We start from the raw sequence: 23,817 nt of genomic DNA, 5'->3' as shown, positions 1-23,817 counted from the left end.
GTTTATTTACTTTGGGGGAATTACTATGACTTTACGCGGTGAGACCAAGGTTCATTACAAGATGTTCAAATCTGGCAAGAAATGGGTTGTGGCGGGGATTGCCGTGGCCGCGATGGTGCCCATGATGATGGCACCAACTGTCCTGGCACCGCTGGCACCGGTACGGGCGGCTAGTGACGGTAGTACCGATAAGAGCGCTACCGGGCTATTGAACCACTACTTTGCTAACGCCAGCTGGGGCGCGGACATCATGACCACCGCCGTTAGCGATGGCGCCTTTGTAGACGCCACGGCCAATGGCTATGGTAGCGTCACGATTGGGTCGCCTAACTACGTACAGGCCATCGACAAAGCCGGACTACGGTTAACGATTGATGGGGATACTTGGACTGTTGGGCCACGGGATAGTAGTAAAAACGTAGCATTAAATTCCGTCGTCAACGCAGTTGGTCTCCCCAGCGGCAGCGTGTTGGCCAATCCTACCGACGTTGGCAACATGATGTCTGTTTTGGCGTACCTAGAGGGCGTACCACTGAACAGCATGAATGGTGGGTCGGGTTTAACTAGTGGCTTCCCGTACACATTGATTAGTGGCGGCGAAATGACCATGACGAACAACGTTCCATTTTCGGGTAGTGCCATCGGCGGTTATAGTGCTATAGCAGCGGGTAACGTCACTCTAACCAACAATAACTCCGCGCCTACTGGTAACGTACTGGTGACTGATGGGGGAAAACTTACGGGTACGGGTGCACTGCCGGATGCGGTTGCTAACGGCATCAACAAGTATCAATTCACTACTGATTCAATAGTGGGTAAAGAGCAGGCGTTGAAGTCGGCCTCAACTGCCATTGTGAATAAGATTGTGGGTGACAACACCGCTGCCGTAGCCGCAACTGCCGGTCATAGCGAAATTGACTTAGACTTCAGCAAGGCAAAAGCAAACGACAATACTTACGTGTTTACGGTTGACGCTACGCAATTGGGCAACCGCAATAATGACTTTGTCTTCACGAATACTAACGCTTATGACGGCTATAGCAACGTTTTAATTAACGTCACTGGCGGCAGCGGTGCCACCATGACCGTTCCGGCCGTGCGGAACACGCCAGCTGGGGTTGACCAGGTGGTGTTAGCCAGCACGGATGGTACCACGTTGAATCTATCTAATGAGCAATTCAAAAACACTGGGGCCAATGTCACCGTCATCGCACCAACCTCCAATGTCATTCTGTCTGGTAGTGCTCCCATCAATGGTTTCGTTGGCGCCATCAATGGTGACGGCAGTGGTAACGGCTACGTAGCGCAGCCAACCACCAACAACTACACCGTGCAGTTTGTGGACGTGAACGATAATAAGAAAGTTGTCGGGACCACCACCGTTAGCGGTAATGCTGGCGACTCCAGCACAGTGACCGTTCCGGACGGCTGGGCGTTAGCTAGTGGGGCTTTCAGTACGGTCACGTTGACGGATACCCCGGCGACCGCAATTCAGGTTCCGGTCACGCAGGTCAAGACCGCGACCGTGACGCAGACAATCACGAGTACGGCGCAGAAATCTGCCACCGACACAACACCAGTGACGGATAACGACCAGGACGCGAACGGCAACGCCATTACCTATCCGGGCAAAGTGGCTGACTTACCGGCTGCCCAAACCCGGACCACGACCGTACAGTACACGACCGAGGGTACGGGCGACAATACCGCTGTAAACGTGCTCAGTGGTACGACTGGCAACGTCGTCTTTGCCGCTATCGAGGCGCAAAACGTGACCGGCTGGCTTGAGGACCAAAGTAGCGTTGCCAATACCTACCTCGATGAAAATGCCTTAATTAGTAAACTGAAAACTTTGGATAGCGAAAATGGCAGCGTTAGTTTTGACGCCCAGCTTATCTACTACCCATCATCAACTAGTGTGCACAAAACGCTGACCTTTACCGATCACGTTTATTTCGATTACGCTGACGATGCGGAGGGCGACTGGGATCAGTTGCCAGCTGACTTTGACCGGACCGCGACCGTGGGTTACACCGAGACAACCGACTATAACGGTACCGTTACCCGCAGCGACTTTGCGGTTGAGGACGGTGATGGACTGGACAATGTTACGGACGCCCAGATTGCCGGTTGGACAGTTGCTGGGTACACCAATAATGCGGACTTGGGCAACTTTATAACCGACGACGGCATGGTTGGCCTGCTAGAACAAAGTAACGGTGATACGCAAAGCACCAACACGCTAATCACGTACTCCGCCGCAGAGGTTGCGCTGACGGTGACCTATGTTGACGACGCTGACAACGGTGCCGTAGTGGGCGAGACCACTACTTTAACCGGATTAACCGGCAGCACGGGTACTTATCACGCCACCGCGCCAGATAAGTACGTGCTGGCTAAGACCCAAAGCAGTGCGGTTGATTACACCGTCACCCCTGACAATAGTGACAACATCACCGTGCACCTGACGCACGCTATTACACACACCGCGGCCACGACGACGCGGACCGTGAACTATACCATTGAGGGCCAAAGTAGCGCCAAGGCACCAGCCGGCGTGACCCAGACGGCAACGTGGAATGTCGCCACTGATGAGGTGACCGGTGATGCTGTATACACGCCACAATCTGGCTACGCAGTGGTACAATCACCGACCATTGACGGCTACACTGCGGATGGTGATGTGGCTGCCATCAGTTTGGCTGTCACGACTACCGCGCCGGCGAGTGCCACTACCGCGACCGTGAACTACACGGCCAACACGGAGACTCTGACCGTGCATTATGTCGATGATGTGACTGGCGCAGAGGTCTCCACGAATACGGTGGCTGGCAACATGGACGACACCGGCACTTACACCGTAGTAACGCCGGCACATTACGCCCTGGCCGATGGACAAAGTAGCAGTGTCACCTACACCTTGACGAACGACGATACTGACGACATCACGGTGCAACTGACACATGCCGTCGCGCACACCACGGCTACGACGACGCGCACCATTAACTATGTCATTGTGGATGGCGACCAAAGTAAAACGCCGGCCGCAACCGTGCAGACCGTGACGTGGGCTGTGACCACCGATGAAGTGACCGGCACGAGTTACGCGACGGCCCAAAATACCTACGGAGCAGTGACGTCCCCATTGGTTATGGGCTACACGGCTGACGGCAACGTGACCGCAGAAGTGCTGGCACCAACGTTAACTGAGCGGCTGGAAAATACCACCACGACGGTGACTTACCGTGCGGATGCCGCATCGCTGACGGTACACTATGTTGACGACGTGACCGGTGAACAGGTCACGAGTGCCACGCTCAAGGGCGTAACGGACGGCACCGGTACTTACCAAGTGACGGTTCCCGCTAAGTACGCTTTGGCGGATGATCAGGCAGATTCGTTCGGGTACACCTTTGCCGCTGATAATAACGATGACGTGACCGTGCACCTGACGCACGCCATTGCGTACGGTACGACTACCACTACACGGACGATTAACTACGTGGTTAACGGCAATGCTGACAAGAATCCGGCGAGCGTCACCCAGACACTGACGTGGAGCACGGCGACCGATGAAGTGACGGGTGCCGTAGTGGCCACGCCACAGGGTGAATACGCTGCGGTTAAGTCGCCGACGGTCCATGGTTACACGGCCGACGGTGATGTCAGTGCCGCGACCGTTGCGACCATGGCCGCAACACCGGTCAACGCACAGGACGTAACGGTGACCTACTCGGCCAACCCGGCTAGCCTGACGGTACACTACGTGGATGATGTCACCGGCGAACAGGTCACGAGCGCGACGTTAACGGGCGTAACGGACGAACCCGGTACGTACAAAGTCCAGGCACCAACGCACTTCGTCTTGGCTGACGGACAAGGCGCTGAGGTCGACTACACCTTTGCGACTGACGACAACGATGACGTGACCGTGCACCTGACGCACGCCGTTGTGCACACGACCACAACCACTACGCGGACGATTAACTACGTGGTGACGGGCCATGCTGACAAAAATCCTGCTACCGTTACGCAAACTTTGACTTGGAACGTGGCAACGGACGAAGTGACCGGCACCGCCGTTGCGACACCGCAGGGCGGATACGCCGCGGTGACCTCGCCAACGGTGCACGGTTACACCGCTAACGGCAACGTGACTGCATATAACGTGGCGGCTACGACGGACACGCCGGTAAATGCGCATAATGTCACCGTGACCTACACGGCTAACCCCGCAACTTTGACGGTTCATTATGTTGACGACGTCACCGGCGAACAGGTGACGAGCACGACGTTGGTGGGTGTCACCGACGAGTCAGGTACGTACAACGTCCAGACACCAGCGCACTACGTTTTGGCGGATGGCCAAGTTGCTGAAGTGGATTACACCTTTGGTACTACTGATGCTGACGACGTGACGGTGCACCTAACGCACGCCATCGCACACACGACCGCAACCACTACGCGGACGATTAACTATGTGGTTGATGGTAATGCCAGCAAGAATCCAGCCAGTGTCACTCAGACGCTGACTTGGAACGTGGCGACAGACGAAGTGACCGGTGCAGTCGCGGCGACGCCACAAGGCGAATACGCCGCGGTGATCTCGCCAACGGTCAACGGCTACACGGCTGACGGCAATGTGGATGCGGCCATAGTGACGGCTACCAATGCGATGCCGGTAAACGCGGCGGACGTGACCGTGACCTACACGGCTAACCCCGCTGGTTTGACGGTTCACTATGTTGACGACGTCACCGGCGAACAGGTCACGAGCGCCACACTGACCGGTGTGACGGACTAGTCTGGCACGTACAGCGTCCAGACGCCAACGCACTACGTTTTGGCGGAAGGTCAAGCCAGTGAGTTCGATTACACCTTTGCGACCAATGACAACGATAACGTGACGGTGCACTTGACGCACGCCATCGCGCACACGACCGCAACCACTACGCGAACGATTAACTATGCCTTTGCCGACGGGGATGCGACTAAAGCGCCAACTGCTGCGATCCAGACAATCACCTGGAACGTGGTCACGGACGAAGTCACCGGCGCCAGCTACGCCACCCCAACGGGCGAGTATGCGCAGGTTGACTCACCCGTAGTTACTGGGTACACGGCCGACCGCAACGTCAATGCCGAGGCCCTCGCCCCGACGACGACCGCGCGTCTAGCGAACACCAGCAAAACCGTCACTTACCACGCGAATGCGGCTAATCTGACCGTAACCTACGTGGACGACGTGACCGGTCAAACGGTCACCACGCACACCCTCACGGGGACAACGGACGCCACGGGTACCTACACGGTGGCAGCGCCGGCACATTACGTGCTTGCTGATGGTCAAAGTCGCGGTATCAACTACACCTTTGCGGCCGATAACAGCGACGCCGTAACGGTGCACCTGACCCATGCGGTCGAGCACAGTACGGCGACGACCACGCGCACGATTAACTTTGTCGTCGATGATGGCGATACTACGAAGGCACCACGGCCGGTTGTGCAGACCGTGACGTGGAACGTTGCGACTGACGCCGTTACCGGCGCGAGCGTGGCAACTGCCACCGGGACGTACGCGGGTGTGGATGCACCAACCGTTGCCGGATATACGGCTGACGGTAACGTCGCGGCCCAAACTTTGGGCGCCGTGGACACCGCCGACTTGGCTGACAGCCAGGTGACGGTGCACTACACGGCCAACGACGCTGAGCTAACGGTCACGTACGTGGACGATGTCACTGGCGACACGGTCACGACGGCCAAGCTCACGGGCAAGACTGACGGTATGGGCACGTACGCGGTGACGACTCCTGCACATTACGCGCTCGCTGACGGCCAAAGTGGCAGCGTCAATTACACCTTTGCGGCCGATGACAGCGATAACGTGACGGTCCACCTGACCCATGCGGTTGGGCACAGTACCGCCACGACCACGCGGACGGTGAACTACGTGGTGACGGGCAAAGCCGAACTGAACCCGCAGAGCGTCACCCAATCGCTGACCTGGAACGTTGCCACCGATGAAGTGACGGGTACCATTACGGCGACTCCACAGGGCGAATACGCTGGGGTAACTTCCCCAACCGTCAACGGCTATACCGCTGATGGCGACGTATCCGCGGTACGGGCGACCGCCACCACGGGGATGCCGGGTGATGCGGCCGATGTGACCGTGACCTACGCGGCTAACCCCGCCACTTTGACGGTCCGATACGTTGATGACGTCACCGGCGAGCAGGTGACGAGCGCTACGCTGACGGGCGTGACGGACGGTACGGGTACGTACAACGTGCAGGCACCGACGCACTACAGCCTGGCTGATGGACAGTCCGCTCAGGTGAGTTACACCTTTGCGGCTAACGCTACCGACGACATGACGGTGCACCTGACGCACGCGGTTAACCACACCACGGCGACAACGACGCGGACGGTGAACTACGTGGTTGATGGTGGCGACGTGACAAAGGCTCCGGCCAGCGTTGTACAGACTGTCACCTGGAACGTGGCCACTGATGCGGTCACTGGTGCGAGTGTCGCCACGCCGACTAACGGCTACGCGGCGCTGACGTCACCAGCCGTCGCGGGCTACACGGCTAGCGGCGACGTGGCAGCGATGGCACTGGGTGCAGTCGAAGCTACGCAGCTGGCGGATAGCACTACCACCGTGCACTACACGGCCGACGCGGCCACTTTGACCGTGACCTACGTGGACGATGTGACGGGCAACACCGTCACGACCGCTGTACTGAAGGGTACGACGGACGGTACGGGCACGTACAACGTGACGGTGCCCGCGCGTTACGCGTTGGCTGATGGGCAAAGTAGCAGTGTTAACTACGCCTTTTCCGCCGACGACAGCGATAACGTGACGGTCCACCTGACCCATGCGGTTGGGCACAGTACCGCCACGACCACGCGGACGATTAACTACGTGGTGAGCGGCGACACGGCGAAGGCCCCGGCTAGCGTTGTGCAGACCGTCACTTGGAACGTGACCACCGATGCGGTGACTGGCGCTAGTTACGCCACCGCGCAGGAAGCGTACGGTGCGGTTAGCGCGCCAGCGGTTGCTGGTTATACGGCTGACCATGGCACTGACGCCCAGGTTATGGGTCCGGTGGCCGTCGAGGCTTTGGCGGACACTACCACAACCGTGACGTACACGCCGAACGACGCGGACATCACGGTGACGTACGTGGACGACACGGATGGTACGACGGTTGAGTCCCAGACGCTCATTAGGCAGGTTGATGGCACGGGCACCTACACGGTGACGGTGCCAGACGGCTACCAGTTAGCGGACGGGCAAAGTCGCAGCATCAACTATGTCTTTGCAACAGATGCGAGCGATAACATGACCGTACACTTGGCCCACCACGTTACGGCGGGCACGGCCACGACGACGCGGACCATTAACTACGTGGTCGATGGTGGCGGCACCACGGGGCCAACTAGCGTGATCCAGACCGTGGTGTTCGCCACGAGTACGGACGACGTGACTGGCTTGACGACGGCGACGGCAGCGGGCAATTACGCGGCGGTGGCAACACCGACCGTGGCTGGCTACACCGCTGATACGGCACGGGTTACGGCAGCAACTCCGCAATATGCGGATGGCGATGCCGTGGTGACGGTGCACTATGCGGCCAACGCGGAACAACTGACGGTGCGTTACGTTGATGACGTGACGGGCACGACGTTAAGCACCGACACCATTACCGGTACGATGAACCAGAGCGGCGTGTACACCGTCACCGTTCCGGACAACTACGCGCTGGCGGACGGACAAAGCCGTGCGGTCAACTACCGCCTGACGGATGATGATAGTGACGACGTGACGGTCCACCTGACGCACGCCATGCAGTACGGTGACGCCACGACGACGCGGACTATTAATTACGTCACGGCTGATGGCAAAGCTGGTGTGGCACCGGCCAGCGTGACGCAAGTTGCGCACTGGCGGGTGGTCACCGACCTGGCGACTGGCGGCAGTATCGCCACGGCCACGGACGGTTACGCCGCGGTGGCCTCACCAACTTTGGCGGGTTACACGACCAGCGGCAACGTTGCAGCTGTAGAACTGGGCGCAACCAACACCGCGGCTTTGCAGGACACCAGCGTGACGGTTACGTACACGGCGGTGGCCCAACCGGATAATGGTGGCGTAACAACGCCTCCGGCCACGACGCCAGATAACGGTGGCACAACAACGCCGCCGGCCACGACACCAGATAACGGTGGCACACCAACGGCACCAGTTACAGCGCCGGTAACCACGCCGAGTGGCACCACGACAACTACCGCGACGGTACCGGTCGTACCAAACGTTGTGGCAACACCAACGACGCCGGCAGTAACACCGACAACAACGACGCCAGTTGCACCGGCTGTACAAGCTGGTAGCAGCACACCGGCCACACCGCTTGTAGCCACGAACACCGCGACGCCGATTAGTGCGGCTGGGGTCACGCCAGACGTAGCCTCCATGGCCGCCAACATTGAGCGTGAGGCTGCGGCTACGTCGGTGGCCTCGACGGCTGATGCAGCAGAACGTGACGTTACGGCCAATGTGGGCGCGGATATCACCGATGCCCTCAACGCGAACAGCACGGATGCCGTGGCCCAGCGGGCGGTAACGCCGGCCGGTGTGACCGCGACGATCCTCAACGTGGGTGAGCAGTCGCAAAACCGGATCCCTGGTGGTAGTAGCGAGTCTACCTACACCTACTTTGCCCAAAAGATTGCCGACGCCCAGACGCAGGAAGCGGTTCAGTACGAACTGTTGCTTCGGCAGTGGGACAGCGGGGTTAACAACTGGGTATTACCATCCAGCTTTGGGATTACTGTAGGGATGCAGACAACGTTGATGCAGCAGGCACTCCGGAGTTTGGATTCGGGCAACATCAGTATCAACCTCACGACCAGTCAGTTTACCGACGACACCGTGGTGCAGCGTCTGAGCAGCTTTGCGCGGAACCAGCAGGGTCAGGGTACACTGACGATTGAGCTGGCCGAGCTGCCGTCAGCCGCGCAACTAGCGAGCGTCATGCCGACCTATCATGATGGTGGGGTCAAAGTTGTACTGGGTGACGCGCAGGACGCTGATAGTAGCGATGCCGCACGTGTGGCTAGTCAACTGGACGGCTTCAAGTTTGCGCTCCAGAAGCTGCGTGCGCGCGGTGAGGACCAGCAGTGGGTCAGCGCCGCACACCAGTGGCAGGCGCTCGCACGTGACACCGGCGGGACGTTTACGCTGGAAGGCGTGGAGTCCGACGGTGACTTGCAGGTAGCCCGGCAAATGGGAATTACTAACGTGCAGGGCTTCCTGTTTGGCAAGCCGGCGCAACCAACTCAGATTGATTTTGAGTAGTTGATACGGAAATTAGGTTAAATCGAGCGGGCGCGCTATCCGTATGGGTGGCGCGCCTTTGCTTGCATAACACGACGATATTGAATTATTTATCGTGCGACATGCACATCTATTCGTCAAATTGCAGTAAAATGATGTGTAATTAGTACTATAGATTCAGCCGCTACTGGGGAGTGGGGGCGTCAGTATTAATATCAGGGGGAATAGTCTTTGAATACGTACACTTATTTTGCCCAGGCCATCGTGAACGTCGCGACTCGCAAAGTGGAAAAGTATGAGCTGCTGTTGCGTGCTTGGTCGCCTCAGACGCATGAGTGGTACCTACCGAACTCATTCGACATTTCGGTGGGGATGCAGACCCGGATGCTCAAAGAAGCGTTGAAGGATCTGGAGGTTAAGCGCGTGGGCATTAACCTCACGCCGGAACAGTTTGCGAGCCGGGGCGTGGTGCAACGGTTGGCGCGCTTTGTGGCGCAGACGCCCGAGCTCATTGAGCTGACCGTGGAACTAACGACGGCCCCGACGCTGACGGAGCTGTCGGCCATGGCGCCAGAGTACCACCAGCACGGTATTTTGATTGCGTTAGATGACGTCGGCTCCGACATTGACGATCTGGACTTGGCGGCCCAACTGGCCCCTAACGTGGATATCTTCAAGTTTGCGTTGCAAAACCTCCGTGAACAGGGGCACACCGACGATTTACTGGGGCAGATGCGTCCATGGGCCGAACTGGCGGCGCAGCATGACGTCCAGTTTACGGTTGAGGGTGTGGAAACCTATACGGACCTGCAGCTGGCACGGCAGGCGGGGGCGACGCGGGCGCAAGGGTTCTTCTTCAACCACCCGATCGCACCGCGGGAACAAAAGCAGCGCGCATTTGCACAACAAATTAGCAATTTGAACGACTTAATATAAAATGCAGACAAAACTAATATCTAGCGGCTTCGGGGGCAACCCCGAGGCCGCTTTTATTAAAGCTCAGGGTGCGGTTGCCCGGCGTGTGGCGGGCTTTGCCGGCTACTTCGTGCAACGGTGCGCGCACGGAAACGCTACCAAACCATTCCTGTTTTACTCATGTATTTCTATGGTTAACGATATATAAATGTGGCAAAAACTAGTGTTAAGTGAGAATTCGGTGTACAATAGGTTCATCTTGAAGCATAGTAGGGGGAAAACAACTATGAAAAAGAAGTCAGTGATGCTGGGAGCGATGCTGACCACGATGGTTGCCTTGTTGGCAGCCTGTGGTTCAAGCTCAAGTTCTTCTAGCAAGAAGTCATCCGTTACATACATGCAGGGTGACGTGCTGCAAACTATGGACCCAGCAATGGCAACTGATGTCATTTCTGGTCAGTCCATGACCGACGTGTACTCCGGTCTGTTCCGCTGGAACAAGACCAAGCTGGAACCAGATATGGCGGCCAAGATGCCAACCGTATCCAAGGACCAGAAGACCTACACCTTCACTTTGCGTAAGGACGCTAAGTGGAGCGATGGCAAGCAGGTGACTGCACAGGACTTCGAGTACGCGTGGAAGCGCGCCATCGATCCAAAGCAGAAGTCTGAATATGCCTACATCTTCTCTGGCATTAAGAATGCCGACGATATCATCAACGGCAAGAAGGATCCTTCGACTCTGGGTATCAAGGCCCTGAGCAAGACCAAGTTGGAAGTTCAACTCGACAAGGTTATGCCTTACTTCGAAAAGATGATTACGTTGCAGACCTTTGACCCGGTTGAAGAATCCCAGGTTAAGAAGGAAGGCTCCAAGTTCGGTACCAACGCCAACACTTTGACGTTTAACGGACCTTACAAGCTGGGCAAGTGGACTGGTTCCGAAAATACTTGGACCGAGACCAAGAACAGCAAGTACTGGAACGCCAAGAAGGTTTCCATCAAGAAGGTTAAGTACCAGGTGATCAAGGAAAACAACACCGCGTACAACCTGTACACTTCCGGCAAGGCTGATGACGTTACCGTTACTGGTGACACTGCAGCCCAGGCTAAGAACGACAAGGGTTACAAGGTTGTTAAGCAGAACGCCACTTACTACCTGGTACCAAACATGAAGAAGGTTCCAGCCTTCAAGAACCAGAAGATTCGTCAGGCTATCTCCATGTCCATCAACCGTGCCGAATTCATCAAGAAGGTTCTGGGTAATGGTTCCGTTCCATCCAAGACCGTTGTGCCAGAAGACATGATGATCAACGACAGCGGCAAGGACTTTGCTACCGACGCATCTAAGGGTGTGACGAACAGTGACTACAGCTTGAGCAAGGCTAAGACGTTGTTCAAGGAAGGTATGAAGGAAGCCGGTCTGTCCGACCTGACCTTCACCCTGCTGAGTGACGACACGGATACTGCTAAGTCCACGCTGGACTACCTGCAGTCCGCTGTTGGTAAGCTGTCTCAGGATGGCGCTAAGTTGACCGTTAAGACGAAGTCCGTACCGTTCAAGACCCGTCTGTCCCTGTCAACTGCTGGTGACTTCGACATGGCCATTGAAGCATGGTCTGCTGACTTCCCAGACGCTATCAGCTTCTTGGACATGTTCACTACTGGTAACTCCTACAACTACGGTGGTTGGACTAACAAGCAGTACGACGACCTCGTATCTGCATCTAAGGATACTGACGCTACGAACACCACGAAGCGTTGGAACGACCTGGTTAAGGCCGACCAGATTCTGGCTAAGGACTCCGGTGTCATTCCTCTGTACCAGCTGGGTGCCGCACACCTGCGCAACACTAAGTTGTCTGGTGTCACGACCAGCCCTAACGGTATGATCAACTGGGTTAAGGCTTCCGTTAAGTAAAGCTAATACCTAGACTTAAAGCGTGACCTCCGGGTTGCGCTTTTTGTGTCCCTGGGGTGAGTGCGTGGGCGCGGGCTGCACCCACTGTTGGATGAGTAGGTGCACAAAATTTGTCCACGAATCGTGAACATGATGGTGGTGTTTGTCTGTGAAACACTGTATAATTGATTAGCGTGTGGTTAAAGCAACGTAATTATCGGGAGGATTTTGGGGATGAAGAAGCGGTCCGTATTGGCGGGTTTGTGGCTCGTGTTATTAGCGGTAGTGTTGGTGGCCTGTGGTGGCCAACAACGCCGTCAGCGTACCACCGTCAACGCAATGCAGACTAGTAACCTACAATCCATGGATCCCGCCCGGGCTAGTGACCTGGTGAGTGCGCAAACCATGATGGACGTATACTCCGGCCTGTATCGCTACAGCAATAAGCAGCTACAGCCGGATATGGCGGCGCGGATGGCAACCATCTCGTCCGACCAGAAGACTTATACCTTCCACCTCCGCAAGGATGCGCGGTGGTCGGACGGCAACCGGGTGACCGCCCAGGACTTTGTCTATGCGTGGCGCCGCGCCGTTACCCCGGCCACGAAGTCACCCTACGCGTACGCGTTTGACGATATCGTCAACGCCCAGGAGGTTAGTTCGGGCAAAGTCGCGCCGCAGCAGTTGGGCGTCACGGCCGTTAACCGGATCACTTTGCGTGTGCAGTTGACGAAGGCCGTACCGTACTTTGAGAGCATGTTGACCATGGCGGTTTTCGATCCCGTTGAACGGAGCCAGGTCGCTAAGTTTGGCGACCAGTTTGGGGCCAATACGGGCACGCTCACCTTTAACGGCCCGTACCGTTTGACTAAGTGGGCGGGTAAGGGCGAGACTCGCTGGGTGGAGACCAAGAACCCCACCTACTGGAATGCGAAGACTGTCCGCATCAAACGGTTAACCTACAGCGTGGTGAAGTCGAGTCAGCGTGCACTCAAGTTGTTTAAGCGGGGCGACCTGGATGATGTGACCGTGAGTGGCGCGGCGGCTAAGACCGCGCGCAAGCTCAAGGGGTACCATACCGCCAAGCAAAATATTAGCTACTACATGGAGTTGAACCAGTCCCGCGTGCCGGCTTTGCAAAACCAGTCGGTCAGACGTGCAATTTCGATGGCGGTTAACCGCCAAGCCTTAGTCACGCGCGTGCTGGGTAATGGCTCGCAGCCTTTGTCCACCATCGTGCCGGCCGGAATGTTTTATAACGAGCACAGCGGCAACGACTTTGCGACCGCCGCGGCGGACGGTGTGGCCCAGTACAGTCAGTACGACCTACAGAAGGCCCGTCAGTTATTCAAGGCGGGGATGGCTGCGGCCGGGCAGACTAACTTAACTTTAACCGTCATGGGCGACAATACTGACAGCGCCCGCGCTACTTTGGCATACTTGCAGCGGGCATTGACCGCTCTGAGTCAGGACGGCGCTACCGTGACCGTCAAGGTTGACCCACTCAGTCTAGATGACCGCTTGGACCGGTTACGCGCGGGTGACTTCGACGTGGCCGTGTCGGCGTGGTCGGCTGACTACCCGGATCCGGTAACGTTCCTGAGCCTGTTTACTACTGGTAACAGCAATAACTACGCCGGGTGGAGCAACGCGGAGTATGACAGCCTCGTGAACGCTGCACAGACCACGGACGCGGGCAACGTCACGCGACGGTGGCGGGACCTCGTGGCAGCCGACCAGCTCCTTACGCGGGAGATGGCCACGGTGCCTTTGTACCAGGTCGGACAGGCGCGGGTGAAGCAGACTAGCCTCAAAGCCGTTTACAATAATCCCAACGGTTTGGTTAACTGGGCGACGGCTTACTACCAAAAATAATGTAATGAGAGTGGCTACCACCATTCCTGCGGGAAAGTGGTAGCCATTTTTGGCGCCAATAATGAGAGCTGCCCGCGCCTAATTGCCATGTCCGTGGTGAACAAAATCGCTAAATGAGTGCAAAATTTGAACTTTTATACTAGAATGTGACTAAAATGTGTAGACATGAAGAGAAAATGAGCGTATTATCATTTACATAAACGCACAGATGTAATCACTGTACATACATTAGGGGGCAATTATTCATGAAAAAGAAGCCACTTTTGCTTGGCTCCATGTTAACCACCATGGTGGTATTGTTGGCCGCTTGTGGGAGCAGCAGTTCTAGTTCCAGCAAGTCACAGTCAATGACCCGCATGGTGAAGGACGTTATCCAGACCATGGATCCAGCACAGGCTACCGACGTTATTTCTGGGCAGACTTTGCAGGACACCACGGCCGGCTTGCTCCGGTTCAAGGGTAAGAACTTGGAACCCGACTTGGCCAGCAAGAAGCCAACGGTCTCCAAGGACCAGAAGACCTACACCTTCACTATCCGTAAGGGCGCTAAGTGGTCTGACGGTAAGGAAATCACCGCACAGGACTTTGTTTATTCCTGGGAACGTGCGGCTGACCCAAAGACGAAGTCGGAATATTCCTACATCTTCTCTGGTATTAAGAATGCAGATGACATCATCGCCGGCAAGAAAGACCCATCAACCATGGGTGTTAAGGCCGAAGGTAAGTACAAGCTGGTCGTAACTTTGGACCGCGTTATGCCTTACTTCCAGAAGATGATCACGCTGCAAACCTTCAACCCGGTTGAAAAGTCCGTCGTGAAGAAGTACGGCAGCAAGTTCGGTACTGCATCCAAATACATCACCGCTTCCGGTCCATACAAGCTGACTAACTGGAATGGTTCCAACAACACTTGGACTGAAGTTAAGAACAAGAGTTACTGGAACGCCAAGAACGTCAAGCTCGACAAGATTAAGACGACCGTGGTTAAGGATACTTCCACCGCCGTTAACCTGTTCCAGTCCAACAAGTTGGACGACGCCGTCATTTCTGGTGACACTGCCACCCAGATGAAGAACGACAAGTCCTACAAGACGATGGTTCAGGGACGGACGACGTACCTGGAAATGGAACAGAAGAAGGTTCCAGCATTTAAGAACCAGAAGATTCGTCAGGCTCTGTCCCTGTCAATCAACCGTACTCAGTTCATCAACAAGGTTCTGGGCGATGGTTCCCGTCCGGTTTACACGATCCTGCCATACAAGTCCATGTACAACTCTGACGGCACTGACATTGCGGCTGCCGCAACGAAGGGCGTTAAGCAGTACAACGATTACGACCTGTCCAAGGCTAAGCAGCTGTTCAAGGAAGGTATGAAGGAAGCCGGTTTGACTTCATTCAGCTTCACCATCACTTCTGATGACACCGACGCCGCCAAGTCCACGACTGAATACCTGCAGAACGCCTTTGAAAAGCTGAGCTCTAGCGACGCTAAGGTTACGGTTAAGACGAAGTCCGTTCCGTTCAAGACGCGGATTACGCTGTCCGAACAGCACAACTTCGACATGGTGGTTAGTGGCTGGCAGGGTGACTTCCCTGATGCCATCAGCTTCCTCGACCTGGAAACTACGGGTAACTCTTACAACTTCGGTCAGTGGAGCAACGCTGAATACGACAAGTACGTTCAGGCATCCAAGACGACCGACGCCACGAGCACTTCCAAACGTTGGGAAGACCTGGTTAAGGCTACGCAAATCCTGGCTAAGGACAATGGGGTTATCCCTCTGTACCAGACCGGTGAAGCGCACCTGACTAACACCAAGATCAGCAACTACGATTACGGTCCAAACAACATGATTGACATGGAATCCGTCACCAAGAAGTAACGGTTCCGCACACGCAGCGTCCACCTCGGTGGGCGCTGTTTTTTTTGGTGTTGGCAACGGGTGGCGGGGGTGATTGCTTCCGGTGCGCTGGTGATGGCTGGCTACGGGCGGGTTAACCCTGCGCTCCCGCGGGGGTACGGTGTGACTGCTGAAAGGGAGACGGCTCCAGCCCGCGCAAACCCGCCGCGGTCTTCCGCCGCCACTCAAAGCCTACGGGCAAAACCGGCCCGCAGTCTCTGAGCTGGTCTCGCCGTACGTCAATAAGTGCCAGTAAGTGCTGACGCACCAACTGGCATTAATTTCCTACGGCGCTGCTGCGCATCCCCATACAGCAGCCACACCGTACCCCCGCTCCGCTCCGGGCTAACCCGCCCGTGGCCGACTACCATCAGCATACCTTCAGCAAGCAACGCAGCCGCCAGTGGCCACGCAACTGTAGAGATGTAATGCAACGTGTGTGCAAGAACCATCACGTGATTTGGACGTAGATTCGAGGCAGTCGAGAGCAATCTATTGATGTTAGGTGTGTTTGCTGAAGGAAGACGGTTGCGGCCCGCACAAATTCGTCCATGACAGGCTACCTCTAACGTAATTTCAGCAAGTATCGTATTCGTATGCGGGCGAGCAACTGAAGGTGACGGTACTCCATTGGGCGTGATAGCTTTAAAGGACATGCGATTGGTTGACTAAAATAAGTTCTCACAGCTCCGGTCATGGGCACCACCCCCTCGGCCGGAACCACCACGCCACTACGGCGACAACACCTCACCAATTACCTGCAGTCTGGCGTATACTAAGCAGTAGAACAAATCGGAGAGGAAGTTTTTTGAGATGGCTACACCAGAAATTAAGTTGCTGACCCCCGCAGAGCAGGAGCGCTTCGGCCGCCTGTACGCCTACACCGAGAGCGTGCTGGCCGCCGACCGCACCGGACATTCGCTGGACCACATTAACCGCGTACTCGCGAACGCCGTCCTGTTGCTGCACGACACTCCCGAGGCCGACGCATTGATTGTCGTTGCCGCAGCGACTTTGCATGACACCTACGACGATAAACTCGTGGAGTCCGTCCCCGCCGCCCGCCGCAAAACGGCCAGCATTTTGGCGGATACCGGATTTGACCAAAGCAGCGCCGACGCCATCCTCAGTATCATCGACCAAATGTCGTACCATTACAGCCTCGACCACGACGTTGCACTGGACCTGAACGGCCAATTGGTGCAGGATGCCGACCGGTTGGATGCCATCGGAGCTATCGGGATTGCCCGGACCTTCTACTACGGTGGCGCCCACGGGAGTCAGCTGTACGGCGGCGAGGTACGCAGTCAGCTCAGTGGTAGCGAGTACCGGCACACGAGCTCCGTTCTGAACCACTTTGATGAAAAACTCTTCAAATTGGTCGATCAACTGAACACCCCTGCAGCCCAGCGAATTGGCGCCCACCGGCAACAGGTCATGCACGACTTTGTGGATGAGTTCAAAGCCGAAGTGAATGGCGCAAAATAACAAAGCAATCTATTAAATATTGGTACCAATTCACCCTCCCAAGCGTTTACAATAATACTTAGGAGGGTGAACTATTATGGCAACGACTAACTTTGGTTATACCTACCGCGAGTTACGTCGAGCCAAGGGCTACAGTCTCAAGGCGGCGTCCGGTGCGGAAGTATCAGTACAGTTTTTATCCCAATTTGAACGGGGCGAATCCCAGATTAGTTTCGAGCGGCTGGATTCCCTGTTGCGCAACATTCACGTCAGTTTGAGTGAGTTCGTGGCGGCCGCCGGAAGCGACCACCTCAACTGGATGGATTGGTGGGCGTACCAGCTAACCGAAGCGTGGCGGTTGCGGCCAGCTGATATTGACGCGGCTGTGGCGATGGCCCCGCCGTCAGCGCAACCGGCCGTCATGGCTATTAACGGTATCGTGTTGCTCGACCAGGAGGACCAGCGGGGTGCTTTGACCGGAACGTCTTTGGCCGCCGTCACCGCGGTGCTCCGCCGTGCCGTACGCCCGGGGATGTTTAGCAATCTCGTGGCCTCGCTGGCCGCCTTTGCTTTGCCCCAGGACCTGCGCATCCAGACGGTGACGCGGTTGTTGGAGCAACCCTACGTGCGGTCGTACGCGCGGTACCTGCGGCCGTGCACGACGGCGTACGCGGTGGTGTGCCTGGCCGAGGCCGAGGTGGTGCTGGGGTCGGCGACGCTAGCGGGTGAGTGGCTGGCAAAGGTGGACCGGCAGCTACGGCCCGCAGATATGTATGAACGGTTGATGGTGCGCAAGGTGCAGGCCGGGGTGGCGTACGCACAGGGGGCGGTGCCGCAGGCCGAACGGATGCGCGACCAGGTGCTACGAGCGTGGCAAATACTGGATGACAAAGTGGAGTACCAACTATTTGCGGAGCACATAAGGGCGATGTTTGCAATGATTGGGGATGACAACCATGGTACAGCCTAGGTATGGCATCGCTTTTCGGGAGTTACGGATGGCGAACGCGGTGTCACAGCTCATGTTGGTGGACAACGACGCGGACCGTCAGGCACTGTCGCGCTTTGAGCGGGGTCGTCACGCAATTACCGTGGACCGGTTGAGCAACATGCTGGACCGGATTCCAGCGACCTATCAGGAGTATTTGCGTGTTATGGTGCCGGAGCCTAACGCCAGCTTCGAGGATTTCATGGGGCTTCGCGAGCGCATTTTGTACGGTACGGCTGGCCGGGTACGTTTGCGGATGTTGGCGGACCGGTACCGCGCCCGCTTTGATGAGACGCACGAGGAGTGGCTGGAGCACCGCGCGATTATTTTGGCGGCCTCTCCGTCGGCGCACAGGACCAGTGAGGAGGGCCAGCGGTTGCGGGGATTTCTGCGGGCGCATGGTGCGTGGAGCCATTATGAGTTTGCGTTGTTCACGTACGGGTTGACCACGGTACTGAATTTGGATGACGTAGAGCCGATGTGGTCGGGGCTGATTCAGCCGTTCGACGTCCAGACGCGGTTGGGTTACCAGAGTCAGCGGCGGCAGATTGGGGCGTTGTTGATGGTGGCGCAGTTATCGTTTGCGGACGGGCGGTTGCCGTTGATGAAGAAGGCGCTGGATGCTGTGCGTACAATACCGGCTTTGGCTGGTGGCCCGTACGAAGAGTTGCGGTTACAGGGATTAAGGGCGTTGTACATGATTCACAGTCCGGAGATGTCGACGGCGGCGGGACGGGAACGGCTGCGTGCGGTGATTGAGTTATGTGACTTTGTGCAGGCAAAGGCGGTGGCGAAGCGGCTACGGGTGGAGCTGGCAGCCAGTTTGGCGGAAGCTGAGTAGCTGATTAGTTGGTGAGACTACGGATTAGTTGAAGCTTCGGACCCGTTTCGGGTATATTATTAAGGCGACCAGTTTGGTTTCACGCCGCCTTAGCTCATGAGGTAGAGCGCAGCCGTGGTAAGGCTGAGGTGATTGGTTCAAGTCCGATAGGTGGCAGAGCAGAGCGCAAAAAGGGGCGGTCAGCAACCGTAATCTAACGACAAATAACCCATGGGACCCGCACTTGGTCCCATGGGTTATTTGTTGTTAGATGGAGGTTGTTGCCCCTTTTTGCGCGTTTCGGCAGTGGACTTTACGTAGGAAGGGCCAATGGGTAGCGGAGGAGAACCAGAATAAACTGTAGTAGTGTTTTGCTGGGCGGCAGAGTACGAGCCCGCGATTGCCCCCATGGTTTGTTTGTCGGTAGATGTTGGTTGATGACAAAAATTTTTGCATTTTTGCAGACACTGTGCAGCCACTATCAACTATTGGCGGTACAAACATGTGCTAGGTATTGGCTGTTGCCCTATACTTTTATACAATATCCACAAAATGAGGGGGTGATGCATTCTGTCAGAATCGAATAATGGTTCCAAAAAAACTAGGGTGGTTGTGCAAGTTCGGACGGATCAAGAAACTGAACAATTGGCCAGGGATGCTTTCGAATCGATGGGTATGGATCTCAGTACGGGGATTAACATATTTTTGCATCAAGTAGTCAACGATGGGGGGATGCCCTTTACGCCGAGCGCCGCCAACACTTTGCCCGAGACGCTGGCGGATGCCCTAGTGGACGTAAAGGCTGGTAGGGTTGAACACTTTGCAAATTTCGCTGACTACCTGGGTGCTATGGATAAACTGTAAACTCGTGGACAATTTGAACCAAAAAAGCCCCACCAAAATTGATCGGTAGGGTCGACGGCCTCGCACGCATAAGGTGTGATGAACTATTTTTGTTAACAGATGAAAAGTTGACCGCTGCTGTGAGGCAAAGGTACGGCGTCCACGTTATTGTAGTGCGCGCAAAGAACGAAAAAAAGATGACGCGTGAACAATCAAATTGAGAGATTTGGCGAAATTACTAAATAGAACCCGTCCAGTGAGGGCGGGTTCTAGTACGTGGGGGTTAGTACACGGGATACCCATCACACCTTATTTAGGGTAAGGATGGTGATGCCCATGCACAACCAAAAAAATTAGAAAGGTAGCACAGCTGTGGCAGTATTGTTTGTCGCCGCTGCGATTATGGTGCGGGAAATTGCTCACGCGATATTAACACTATCGCGTGCCGCACTTAATCTGGCGCAAGCATTCGCAATTGTAAAAAAAGCTAACCACCCGCACGGGTAATTAGCTTGGCCAACCGTACTAACTACGTACGCTGCGGTGTAGCAGCACCGCATACATATTATATCCCGTGCCGCATGACGGCGACAAGTCTACCCGTTCACCATAGTGCCCAGCAGTTGTTGAGCACATGTAGCACCGCCCCCACCCGCACATCATCGCTCCAGGCGTAAGCAAAGGCCATGCCGGCACCCAGGCCACAGTACGTCAGGAAGTTAATCGGATCGCCAGGGGAGTGCACTAACGCAAAGGCGATACTGCTGACAATCGCAGCGAACCAGCGGCTACTGCGAGTACGCCGCGCCGTGAACGCGTTCATGAGCATACCGCGAAAGATTAGCTCCTCGATAATGGGTGAGAACAGGCCCACCGACAGCGACATGCTCCACGGAATGCGGTTCAGGTAGCTGACCACGGCGGTCTGGTTGCTACTTTGTGGTGCAAGGTGGTGCGTCGCGGCCAGCCAGGCGGCCACCTGGACGATTACAATAATGGCCAGCCCCCCGAGCAGCGCTTGCCAGTTGCGCTTGCTCAGTAGTGGTTGCCGGTGGTCGGGCGGCGTCTGGGTTGCGGCGTAGCGGTGGTACATCCAGACGAGCACTGCAATGAAGATACCGTAACCCACAACGGTGATGGTGATGGTCACCGGCGTCTCGTGACGGCCTGACGGCAATACCAACATGTCCACCAGCTGGTACATAATGAACGCGAGCAGGAAGCCCAATACCCGTTGCGTGGTTGAAAAGTGTTTGCTCATGGACGATCCTTTCTGTTAAGGCTGAGGTTCGGCGTTGGCGGGTTCTTCGGCGGCGTGGTGTAGGTATTCGTCACCGGTGAGCCGCGTGTATAACGTTGCCGGTACGTCTTTGAGCAAAGGTGACGGGGCGTCGCGGGCCACTAGCACTAGCTCGTGCAGGGTGCGGGTGCACAGGGTGTACAGGATATCCCGGTCGCCCGGAGTGGTGTAGCTGGTCGCAGAAACGTCAAAACCGATGACGGCGTCAAACTCCAGGCCCTTGGCGAGGTACACCGGGAGGACGACGCAGCCGCGGCTGAGTTGGTGGTCGTCCTTGCTGAGCAGGGTGACGTCCACGTCGGTTTGGAGCCCCAGTGCGACTTTGCGTGCCGTCGCCGCATCCTTGGTCAGAATTGCGACGGTGGGGTGCCGCTGCAGCAGGTGGTTGACCAGCGTCGAAAGTACCGGCTGGTAGGTCCGCTGCGGCACCGTAATCAGCTGGGGCAGGACGCCCGTGCGACTGAACGCGGTGATGTCCTTGCCAGCCGGAATGAGGGCGTTCGCGAAGTCCGTGATGGGGCGCGTGGAGCGGTAGGATTTGTCGAGCGTGACGAGGCGGGGATGGAGATCCGCAAAGTCGCGCTGGAGGTCGGCCAGGTAATTTTGCCCGTCGGTGTAGTCGCCGGTGAACACGTCCTGGGCAACGTCACCCAGAAAGGTGAGCTGCGCGCGCGGAAAGGCGTGGTGCAGGTACTTCAGGGTGGCGATGCTGTAGTCCTGCATCTCGTCAACAAAGACGGACTGGATGGCGTGATTTTGGCCGCCACCAGTGAGAACGTCGCGAATCATCATCAGCGGAGCGGCGTCGTCCAGACGCAGGCGGTGCGACTCTAAGTCCAGACCGACGGCGTCACACATCGCCGACCAGGTGGCCGCGTCCACCACGGTCTGGGGGTACTGACGGAGGAAGTCGAGGTAGTTCAGGTAGGGGTCAAAGAAGTAGTCGTCGTAGAGCGCGGTGTAGACGGGCGCAAAGCGTTCGGCCACGACGGCCCGTGCGACCGCCCGCAACTCGTCGGCTCCATTTTCGAAGCGCTGGTTGCCGATATAGTGTTGTACCTGCTCCTCGTTGAGGCTGGCGAGAATGTCGTCCACCCAGTCCTGGTGCGTTTCCAGGCCAATGCGCGTGTTGAGACGCTTCATCAGGCGTTTACGGGTAGCCGCAAACTTATCGGCGAGGGTCATCTGTCGCGGGAGGCGGTCGTAAATTTTCTGGATGTTGGCGGCAGCAAAGAAGGTTTCGCCGTTGAGGTCGACGTCCACAAAGTGGGGTTCGGCATCATGCTTGGCGTAAACCCGGGCGGCGTCCATGAATGCCGCACTCTCTTTGACCCGCCGCATGGCTTTGGCGGCCTCGGGGAAGGACGATTCGTCGCGCTCAAAGCGGTCAAAGAGGGTTTCCACCTGCAGGCCGGTGAGCCGCCGGGCGAGAAATTCGACCAGGGTGGTCTGAATCATGTTCTTTTCGCCGAGGCTCGGCAGCACCTGTGAAATGTAGGTGGCGTAGAGTTTGTTGGGCGAGAACAGCACCATCTGGTTGGCGTCCAACGTGGACCGGCTGTGGTAGAGCTGGAAGGCAATCCGCTGCAGCACGGCGCTAGTTTTGCCGGACCCCGCGGCCCCCTGTACGAGCAGGAGGTCGGAACTGGTGTCACGGATGATGGTGTTCTGTTCCTGCTGAATGGTGGCGACGATGTTTTGCATGTACTCGGAACTGGCGTCGCCCAGCACTTCTTGGAGGATGGAGTCCCCGACGGTTTCGCTGGTGTCGAACATGTTGCGAATTTCGCAGTGCTCAATCTGAAATTGGCGTTTATTGTTCAAAGTCGCGTGGGCGGTGCCGACCGGCGTGTTGTAGTCGACGGGTCCGAGCGTCCCGTTGTAGTAGATGGAGGCCACGGGGGCGCGCCAATCGTACACCAGGAACTGGTTGTCGCTGTCCTGGAAGGTGCCGGTCCCGATGTACAGGGTATCGTCGGCGCCGTCCTCGGTGATGTCGATGCGGCCAAAGTAGGGTGAGTGGGCCAGGCGGGTGAGGCGGGCTTGTTCCTTTTGGAGAATTTGCTCGTTCTCGACGGCGCGGGCCACCAGTTGCTTTTGCTGCTGGACGGCGGCGTTGGTTTCCATCCGGTCGTCCACCTCGGTGATGTTGACCTTGGTGTTGTCGCCGTAGTTTTGTTCAACGTCGCGGGTTTCTGCGTGGGCCTGGTCAATTTGGTCGGCTACCACGCCGAGACGGTGGTGGAGCCGGTCAATTACGTGGTCGACGCGTCGCTGTTCGTCAGCGCGGGATGCGTTCTGCATATTGCTAGCCTCCTCTTGTACGTGCACTATGAAATGGATAGTACATTGTACTTCCCCCTGGCCGATTGTGCAAGCTTGGCGTTGGCATTGGCATTGGCGGTTGGCGGCAGCGTAGGCCGGCCCGGTGAGCTGCGGCTTACGTGGGGTACTCC

The 23,817-nt window shown here is 56.7% G+C and carries 12 protein-coding genes and 1 tRNA gene; 11 read left to right on the top strand and 2 right to left on the bottom strand.

The annotated features are described in order from the left end of the window. The first annotated feature begins 25 nt into the window (after nt 1-25). The 11 genes from LPA02S_RS02920 (at nt 26) to LPA02S_RS02870 (ending at nt 20,082) form a co-directional block, all read left to right on the top strand. Nucleotides 26-4,804, top strand: coding sequence for a mucin-binding protein (locus tag LPA02S_RS02920; RefSeq protein ID WP_056956157.1), 4,779 nt, complete (start codon nt 26-28; stop codon nt 4,802-4,804). A gap of 39 nt (nt 4,805-4,843) precedes the next feature. After that, nucleotides 4,844-9,373, top strand: coding sequence for a mucin-binding protein (locus LPA02S_RS02915; protein ID WP_061777612.1), 4,530 nt, complete (start codon nt 4,844-4,846; stop codon nt 9,371-9,373). A gap of 210 nt (nt 9,374-9,583) precedes the next feature. Continuing rightward, the gene (locus LPA02S_RS02910; RefSeq protein WP_056956156.1) at nt 9,584-10,288 is read left to right on the top strand and encodes an EAL domain-containing protein; all 705 of its coding nucleotides are present in this window, start codon (nt 9,584-9,586) and stop codon (nt 10,286-10,288) included. Nucleotides 10,289-10,553: 265 nt separating this feature from the next. Beyond that, nucleotides 10,554-12,188, top strand: a complete 1,635-nt coding sequence (locus LPA02S_RS02905) for a peptide ABC transporter substrate-binding protein (RefSeq protein WP_054649402.1) — start codon at nt 10,554-10,556, stop codon at nt 12,186-12,188. A 213-nt stretch (nt 12,189-12,401) separates the two neighbouring features. Further along, complete coding sequence (locus LPA02S_RS02900; RefSeq protein ID WP_056956155.1) at nt 12,402-14,042, top strand: peptide ABC transporter substrate-binding protein; 1,641 nt, start codon at nt 12,402-12,404, stop codon at nt 14,040-14,042. A gap of 245 nt (nt 14,043-14,287) precedes the next feature. Then, on the top strand, nt 14,288-15,925 hold the full coding sequence (locus LPA02S_RS02895; RefSeq protein WP_054649396.1) for a peptide ABC transporter substrate-binding protein: 1,638 nt from the start codon (nt 14,288-14,290) through the stop codon (nt 15,923-15,925). A gap of 852 nt (nt 15,926-16,777) precedes the next feature. Next, entirely contained in the window at nt 16,778-17,431 is a 654-nt protein-coding gene (locus LPA02S_RS02890; protein ID WP_082405333.1) for an HD domain-containing protein, read from the top strand. A 76-nt stretch (nt 17,432-17,507) separates the two neighbouring features. Beyond that, complete coding sequence (locus LPA02S_RS02885; RefSeq protein ID WP_054649392.1) at nt 17,508-18,380, top strand: helix-turn-helix domain-containing protein; 873 nt, start codon at nt 17,508-17,510, stop codon at nt 18,378-18,380. Further along, a complete protein-coding gene (locus LPA02S_RS02880; protein ID WP_054649390.1) occupies nt 18,367-19,239 on the top strand; it encodes a transcriptional regulator in 873 nt (290 codons plus the stop codon). The genes LPA02S_RS02885 and LPA02S_RS02880 overlap by 14 nt, the downstream gene beginning before the upstream one ends. Nucleotides 19,240-19,322: 83 nt before the next feature. After that, nucleotides 19,323-19,395 (top strand) — tRNA-Thr (locus tag LPA02S_RS02875). Between the two features lie 429 nt (nt 19,396-19,824). Beyond that, the gene (locus LPA02S_RS02870) at nt 19,825-20,082 is read left to right on the top strand and encodes a type II toxin-antitoxin system RelB/DinJ family antitoxin (RefSeq protein ID WP_162256022.1); all 258 of its coding nucleotides are present in this window, start codon (nt 19,825-19,827) and stop codon (nt 20,080-20,082) included. 583 nt (nt 20,083-20,665) lie between these two features. Here the strand turns inward: LPA02S_RS02870 and LPA02S_RS02865 are convergent. Both LPA02S_RS02865 and helD read right to left on the bottom strand, forming a co-directional pair. After that, complete coding sequence (locus LPA02S_RS02865; protein WP_054649386.1) at nt 20,666-21,322, bottom strand: CPBP family intramembrane glutamic endopeptidase; 657 nt, start codon at nt 21,320-21,322, stop codon at nt 20,666-20,668. Nucleotides 21,323-21,337: 15 nt separating this feature from the next. Beyond that, the gene (gene helD / locus LPA02S_RS02860) at nt 21,338-23,665 is read right to left on the bottom strand and encodes an RNA polymerase recycling motor HelD (RefSeq protein WP_054649384.1); all 2,328 of its coding nucleotides are present in this window, start codon (nt 23,663-23,665) and stop codon (nt 21,338-21,340) included. Nucleotides 23,666-23,817 lie beyond the last annotated feature (152 nt).

This window comes from Lacticaseibacillus pantheris DSM 15945 = JCM 12539 = NBRC 106106, from assembly GCF_001591865.1.
Taxonomy (GTDB): Bacteria; Bacillota; Bacilli; order Lactobacillales; family Lactobacillaceae; genus Lacticaseibacillus; species Lacticaseibacillus pantheris.
This window is presented reverse-complemented; position numbering and strand designations above follow the sequence as displayed.

What these genes read in the sequence shown, in the direction of transcription:
- LPA02S_RS02900 (WP_056956155.1), top strand. Translation starts at nt 12,402, where the DNA reads ATGAAGAAGCGGTCCGTATTGGCGGGTTTGTGGCTCGTGTTATTAGCG.
- LPA02S_RS02895 (WP_054649396.1), top strand. Translation starts at nt 14,288, where the DNA reads ATGAAAAAGAAGCCACTTTTGCTTGGCTCCATGTTAACCACCATGGTG.
- helD (WP_054649384.1), bottom strand. Translation starts at nt 23,665, where the DNA reads ATGCAGAACGCATCCCGCGCTGACGAACAGCGACGCGTCGACCACGTA.
- LPA02S_RS02920 (WP_056956157.1), top strand. Translation starts at nt 26, where the DNA reads ATGACTTTACGCGGTGAGACCAAGGTTCATTACAAGATGTTCAAATCT.
- LPA02S_RS02865 (WP_054649386.1), bottom strand. Translation starts at nt 21,322, where the DNA reads ATGAGCAAACACTTTTCAACCACGCAACGGGTATTGGGCTTCCTGCTC.
- LPA02S_RS02880 (WP_054649390.1), top strand. Translation starts at nt 18,367, where the DNA reads ATGGTACAGCCTAGGTATGGCATCGCTTTTCGGGAGTTACGGATGGCG.
- LPA02S_RS02905 (WP_054649402.1), top strand. Translation starts at nt 10,554, where the DNA reads ATGAAAAAGAAGTCAGTGATGCTGGGAGCGATGCTGACCACGATGGTT.
- LPA02S_RS02885 (WP_054649392.1), top strand. Translation starts at nt 17,508, where the DNA reads ATGGCAACGACTAACTTTGGTTATACCTACCGCGAGTTACGTCGAGCC.